Here is a 6,249-nt window from a genome sequence, read left to right on the forward strand (position 1 = left end):
ATATTTTGTTCGTTTCGTCGCTGTAGCCTTCTTTGTTTTCGCTACGCTCAAATACAATTTGGGCTACGCAACTCAACTCACGCGCATTCATCCCACGCTCCTAAGAGTGAGACGTGGGGCTTCTGCTGATTAAGCTAAACAACTGCATAATATTCGGTTTGAGGTTGAACAAGCTTATTTGCAGTTGCAGTCTAACTTGGAGAATGTTCAAACTGCCAATGTTGCTCTAGAACAAGCCAAGGAAGCTCTTCGTCTAGGACGTTTACGTTTTCAAGCAGGTGTTGGGACTCAAACCGATGTTATTAATGCACAAAATGATTTAATCAAAGCAGAAGGGAAGCGAGTACAAGATATCTTAGACTATAACCGTGCGTTAGCTCAATTACAACGAGCCGTTACTGTTAGAGGAGTTTATTCAGCAAGCCCTACTTATTTTAAGTAAAACTTGTATATTCAATTATCCCAATTTAAATGTATAATCATGGTTTGCAAGGAAAGTTTTTCCAAGTATTGCAAAAAGGAATATATTAATCTATCTTAAGAGATATATTAATGACATATTGAATTTAATAGAATCTGTTGTTAATAAATTAGAGAATAACTAAACGTGAATAACTGCCCTAAAGCTAAACCCATGACTTACGCCACTCTAAACTATCAGTAGTATGTCATAGTTTGATCTATCCTATCCTGAATAGGTAGAGGAGCTATGAAAACAGAACTATTCATCTATCTTGATCACCAACAGGGGAAACAAACAGCAATGTATGGCTTAAGGCACGCTGCGCTGTCAGTATTATATAAGTTTTATAGAGCAGTTGAGTAAATGGAGAAAAAAAATGATGAGCAAAGAAGATTTTCTCTATCCCCGTGGTCGCTATTATGGTCATGTCAAACCAGAAAACTTAGTATTTAACGCGAATTTGCAGGAATTTGCCCAAAAGGTTAGTTATATTTGCAATTTAGAAACTGGCGGTAAGATCTCACCAGATGAGGCTTATGACCAGATTAAGTTACTTTGGAAACAGTTAAAACAATCAAAAAAAGAACTGAAAATCGGTGAACAACCTTTTCAAAGTAACGGCTCTGAAGAAGCTTAGGTAATTGGTCATTGGTCACTGGTCATTGGTTTATAGGAACAAACAACTGACAACTGACTATTTTGCGATCATTGTCCAAACACCATCCCAGGACTTTGGCGGCGGTGTCTGCTGGTATTTATAGGCGCGTTCTGAATTCGCACAGATTGATCCGTTGGTTCGATAACTTGAGCTAATTTGAAGCAGGCGATCGCCTGGGTAAAATCTCTGAATATATAGGGTTTGCTGAATAAGTTGTCTGTGAGGGGAGATAACAGGTGCTACGCCACGGGGACAGGTGACAGGGAAGAAATTTTCTTCTTTCTTCTTTTTTTCTCCTGAACTCCTGATAGCGCAGCGTCGCGTTAGCCATACTCCGAACTCACCTGAGTTCGGTGTTAGGAGTTTCTCCTTCGGAGACGCTACGCGAACCGAGTTATGATTTTTTCAACGAGATCATCAGGGTTTGAGACTCATATTTGGGGCAGTTTTCCAAAAATTATCTTATGTCGAACTCAGGTGAACTCCGAACGGTGACAGATGCCTAAGAAGCCCACACTCACCTGAAAGGGAGTATGTCACTCACTCCTGATTCCTACTACTGTTTACGATTATTTTTTGATAATAGTCTTCCAGTTGTTGTGTAGCCGATGTCCATCCCCATTTTTCTGCTTCTGCACGGGCATTTTTACGGATAATAGCTATTTCCTGCCCTTGTTGTAACAAACGTATAGTAGCATTAATTGCCTCTTGAATATCAGCTTGTGGATCAAAAAGATATCCATTGACACCATCTGTGACAATATCAGGGATGCCTCCAGAACGGGCTGCTACCACTGGACATCCGGCAGCCATAGCCTCTAGTAGAACTAATCCGAGTGTTTCTGTGCGGGAAGGAAAAATAAAAGCATCAGCACTGGCAAAGGCAGAGCCTAATTCTTTACCCATAAGATAACCGACAAAATAAGTATTTGTCCCAGCAAAGTGTTTTTCCAAAGCTTGACGGTGAGGACCATCGCCGACTAATGCTAATCTGGCATTGGGAATGGCTGCTAAAATTGGTTTAATGCGCTCGATTTCCTTTTCAGCAGAAAGACGACCAACGTAGAGTAACAAAGGGCTATCTGGATGATTTTGGGAAAGATGCGATCGCATTTCTGCACTGACTAAATCAGGATGAAATAATTCTGTATCTACTCCCCGTTGCCATAAATCACACCTTTCAATCCCATGGGCGGAAAGTTCCTTTACCATTGCCGTAGAGGTACACAAATTTAACTCAGCCTGATTATGACCCAATTTTAACAACTCCCACAGTAACCCTTCTAACATCCCTAAACCGTAATGTTGCAGATATTGGGGCAAGTGGGTATGGTAAGAAGCCACCAAAGGAATTTTGAGAACTTTACTATAAAAGATCCCTGATAGTCCGAGAACTGCGGGATTAACAACATGAATAATATCTGGTTGAAACTCTTCTAAAGCATGACCAATGGCAGGGCGAGGTAGTGCCATTTTCAACTCTGGATAGAGAGGTAAGGGAAAACCACTAACTCCGTAAACTTTCGCACCTTTGTGTTCAGTAATACCACCTTCAGGGGCAAATACCCAAACTTGATTGCCAAGACGTTGTAAGTGGTCAACAGTATGGCGAAGACGGGTAACAATGCCATCAACTTTAGGTAAAAAGGTTTCTGTAAATAGGGCAATTCTCATAAAAAGAAGGAATTCGGAGTTAAGAGTCAGGAGTCAGGAGTCAGGAGTTCGGAGTTAAGAGTCAGGAGTTCGGAGTCAGGAATCAGGGGAGAATGAATCCGCCTTTTGCCTCTTGCCTCTTGCCTCTTGCCTCTTGCCTCCTTTACTGTCACCTATTTTCTATGCCAAGAGACCTTGGGAAGAATTTGTTGGTGATCAACTCGGTTCTGATACTTGACGGAAAAGTTTAATAGTGAATCAAGTAGAGAATCCGACAGCAGATGGGGTTGTAAGCCTAAATCCAGGAGTTTGGTGTTTTTGGCATTGAAATAGTGTTCTTCCTTTTCCACTCTGGGGTTGTCTATGTGGTTAATATCCACATTTAATCCCATAGCGTTGCCGGCTTTTTTCACCATCAATGCCAAGTCACCGACACTGAATAGTTCAGTAAATTGATTAAACACACGGAATTCTCCTGGTTCGGCAGGATTAGCGATCGCTAACTCAATACATCGCACCGTATCCCGAATATCCAAGAAGCCACGAGTTTGTCCACCTTTACCGTAGACGGTGAGAGGATGGCCCACGGTAGCTTGAATACAGAAGCGGTTCAGTGCTGTACCAAATACACCATCATAATCCAACCGATTAATTAACAGTTCGTCCATCCCCGTTTCTTCGGTTAAGACACCGTAAACAATCCCCTGGTTTAAGTCTGTAGCCCTTAAACCCCAGATCCGGCAAGCAAAGTGGATATTATGGCTATCGTGGACTTTACTCAAGTGATACATAGAACCGGGCTGTTTCGGATAGGGCAAAGTATCCTTACGTCCGTTATGTTCAATCGTAATGTATCCTTCTTCAATATCAATGTTGGGCGTTCCATACTCACCCATTGTTCCCAATTTCACCAAATGGCAATCGGGGAAATCTTCCCGCATAATGTACAGCAAGTTCAACGTACCCACCACATTATTGACCTGAGTGAGAACAGCGTGTTCACGGTCAATCATGGAAAATGGTGCTGAACGCTGTTCACCAAAATGCACGATCGCAGTTGGTTGAAATTCGTGTAAAGCTTTGTGCAGAAACTCGTAATTAGTAATATCGCCGATAAACAGATCAATAGACTTAGTAGTCAAATCCTGCCATCGCTGGAGACGTTTCTGAATTGGTGCGATTGGGGTAAGGGTTTCTACGCCCAGTTCATTATCCCAATGTCGCCGCACCAAACTATCTAAAATTCCAACTTCATAACCTCGATTAGAAAGGTAAAGCGCGGTTGCCCAACCGCAATACCCATCACCACCAATAACCAGGACTTTCATCTTTACCAGTTTTTACTCGCTGATAGCTAAATCTATCAGGTTTGTGTCCCCTGTTTATCATTAAATTCTCGCTCAGGCAGTAAATAATTACAGCAGGAGTCAGGAGTCAGGCTTAACAAACCTGCCCGGAACTTAAGTTCCGGTCTCAAAGCTAAAGTGCATTAAAACGCACTCTGGTTAACTCAATTTTCAAAAATTATCCTATTTATTATGCTCCAACAATACCTTGTCCAAATCGAAAAAAGTCTTGATTTGTAGGTTGGGTTGAGGTACGTTCACGTTCGCGGAGCGTGGCGTTAGCCATAGTGTGGCGACGTAGGAGCCATAGCTATAACCCAACATGAGCGTCGGGTTGTGCTGTCACCTGAGTTCGGAGTTTCTCCTTCGGAGATGCTACGCTAACGGAGTTATGATTTTTTCAACGAGATCATCAGGGTTTGAGACTCATGGCGAGGTTTCCACAAATTATCTTATGTCGAACTCAGGTGCTGTCGCTTAACCTGACCTACAAAAAATGGACAAGGTATTGCTCCAACAGTCGGTTAAAACCGACTTTAGCTTTTAGACAGGGAATTTATTCCCTGGCTGAAAGGGACTACTGACTAATTTTATACTCCTGAGCCATGTGGTAAAACAAGCGATAGTAATTTTGAAAGTTTTGGACTCCGCTTTGTCCTTGCCAGTGATACTCTAAGTTCTCTTGGCTAATAGTCAATTTGATTACAGTCACCTTTTCCCCAGCCTCTACAGCCAATACCCCAGAAAAACCCTGATGAGTCTGAAAATTAGGGACTGGCTGAGAACTTTTAGTTAAGGATTTTAATACAGTTTTACTTGCATAGGCACGAATTTCTACGTTTTTTTGGTTTGGTGGCACTAAAACAACACCATCACTATTGTCTGGGTTTCCTAACACCTGCCAAGTATGCGGATAAGGAAACTCAAAACCATAACGCTTATTTCTATATATATTCCATCTTTGATCTTGAATCTGGGGGTCATTAACATTACACCCCCAAGAGGTCATCCCAATCCCTACACTGCAAGCAATGGCGCACAGCGACTTGTTTATTTGTACTGCACCCCAGGGCTGTTTCATTCTAAAATTTGATATTTTATGTGTTTATAGAAATACATCGTTTGAGGATTCAGGGGTTTTATCTGATCAACCACTAATGCTATATTTACATAGAACCCAAGCATAGTAAAGATTTTCTGTTGATTCTGTCCAAATGCAAAAACAGGATATTAAGATCAGAAAGTCTGAAGTTAAGGGGATCAAAAAATCAATGGATATCAAACTAATTTTAGTGGGTTTAACTGTTATATTTACAGTTTCGTGCTTATTCTTTGGTACGAAAAATGGCTTCTATGATTCCGATAACTATCATGGTAACGGTTCTGCACATTAACAGGGGTGACAACCTAGGTTTCCAACTTTTTTGAACTTTGCAGAGGAATATTGCCTAAAAGTCAACTTTCTCAGCCAATAGTTTGATTGAAGGGAGGAGCAAATGATGAATAATATATCAATTGATGCTGGAACAACAGCTAATGAGTTGGAATGCTTTCCCTATAGTGTTCAGCATCAAGATGAAGGGGTCTGTCTACTGGTTAGGATGGGACCACACCGAATCATGTTAGATTTCGGCTTGACAAATATTTCCCCAGTAGGGCAAGAACTAACTCAATTGGCAAATCAGACAATGCCAGCGGATTTAGTTCTAATTAGTCATGCTCATTCAGATCATGCTAGAGGCTTATTAACACTACATCAAGCTTTTCCCCAATTACCTATATATGCTAGTGAGGTGACGACGAAGTTATTGCCGCTAAATTGGCTAGATGAAGAACTACCAGGAACTGTATCATTTTGTCAGGCTTTACCATTGCGATCGCCTGTGGAAATCAGAGAAAATTTAATAGTAGAATTATTTCCCGCAGGTCATTTACCCGGTGCTGTGGCGATTCTCCTCACTTACCACACCCCCAACCGTGATTATAAATTACTAGGACTTACGCACTGTACAAATTCACCATGATGTGCATGAACGAAAATCCCTCGTTTCAGGCTTTTGGTGATTAACTTCTGCTCAATAGCGAGCGCTCAAAAATCATCAAAAAAATCACGTTAAAATGCCCGAAAC

At 41.4% G+C, this 6,249-nt stretch carries 4 protein-coding genes and 2 pseudogenes; 3 read left to right on the forward strand and 3 right to left on the reverse strand.

The genetic code is table 11. From position 1 onward, the window contains the following. Positions 1–145: 145 nt before the first annotated feature. Positions 146–442: pseudogene (locus tag PN471_RS01195) on the forward strand (TolC family protein); the annotation flags it as partial. A gap of 400 nt (positions 443–842) precedes the next feature. Continuing rightward, a complete protein-coding gene (locus PN471_RS01200) occupies positions 843–1,100 on the forward strand; it encodes a DUF7219 family protein (RefSeq protein WP_168646125.1) in 258 nt (85 codons plus the stop codon). Positions 1,101–1,661: 561 nt separating this feature from the next. On the opposite strand, the gene PN471_RS01205 is transcribed toward PN471_RS01200, so the two are convergent. The 3 genes from PN471_RS01205 to PN471_RS01215 form a co-directional block, all read right to left on the reverse strand. Beyond that, the gene (locus PN471_RS01205) at positions 1,662–2,795 is read right to left on the reverse strand and encodes a glycosyltransferase family 4 protein (protein ID WP_271775333.1); all 1,134 of its coding nucleotides are present in this window, start codon (positions 2,793–2,795) and stop codon (positions 1,662–1,664) included. 152 nt (positions 2,796–2,947) lie between these two features. Next, complete coding sequence (locus PN471_RS01210; protein WP_193890613.1) at positions 2,948–4,102, reverse strand: NAD-dependent epimerase/dehydratase family protein; 1,155 nt, start codon at positions 4,100–4,102, stop codon at positions 2,948–2,950. 595 nt (positions 4,103–4,697) lie between these two features. Then, positions 4,698–5,201, reverse strand: coding sequence for a hypothetical protein (locus PN471_RS01215; RefSeq protein WP_193890607.1), 504 nt, complete (start codon positions 5,199–5,201; stop codon positions 4,698–4,700). A 415-nt stretch (positions 5,202–5,616) separates the two neighbouring features. Here PN471_RS01215 and PN471_RS01220 point away from each other — a divergent pair. Further along, positions 5,617–6,114 (forward strand): annotated as a pseudogene (locus PN471_RS01220) (MBL fold metallo-hydrolase); the annotation flags it as partial. Between the last annotated feature and the right edge of the window lie 135 nt (positions 6,115–6,249).

The sequence above is a fragment of the Aphanizomenon sp. CS-733/32 genome (genome assembly GCF_028330045.1).
Lineage (GTDB): Bacteria > Cyanobacteriota > Cyanobacteriia > Cyanobacteriales > Nostocaceae > Dolichospermum > Dolichospermum gracile.

Coding starts and splice junctions, on each gene's coding strand:
- PN471_RS01205 (WP_271775333.1), bottom strand. CDS start 2,795: ATGAGAATTGCCCTATTTACAGAAACCTTTTTACCTAAAGTTGATGGC.
- PN471_RS01215 (WP_193890607.1), bottom strand. CDS start 5,201: ATGAAACAGCCCTGGGGTGCAGTACAAATAAACAAGTCGCTGTGCGCC.
- PN471_RS01200 (WP_168646125.1), top strand. CDS start 843: ATGAGCAAAGAAGATTTTCTCTATCCCCGTGGTCGCTATTATGGTCAT.
- PN471_RS01210 (WP_193890613.1), bottom strand. CDS start 4,102: ATGAAAGTCCTGGTTATTGGTGGTGATGGGTATTGCGGTTGGGCAACC.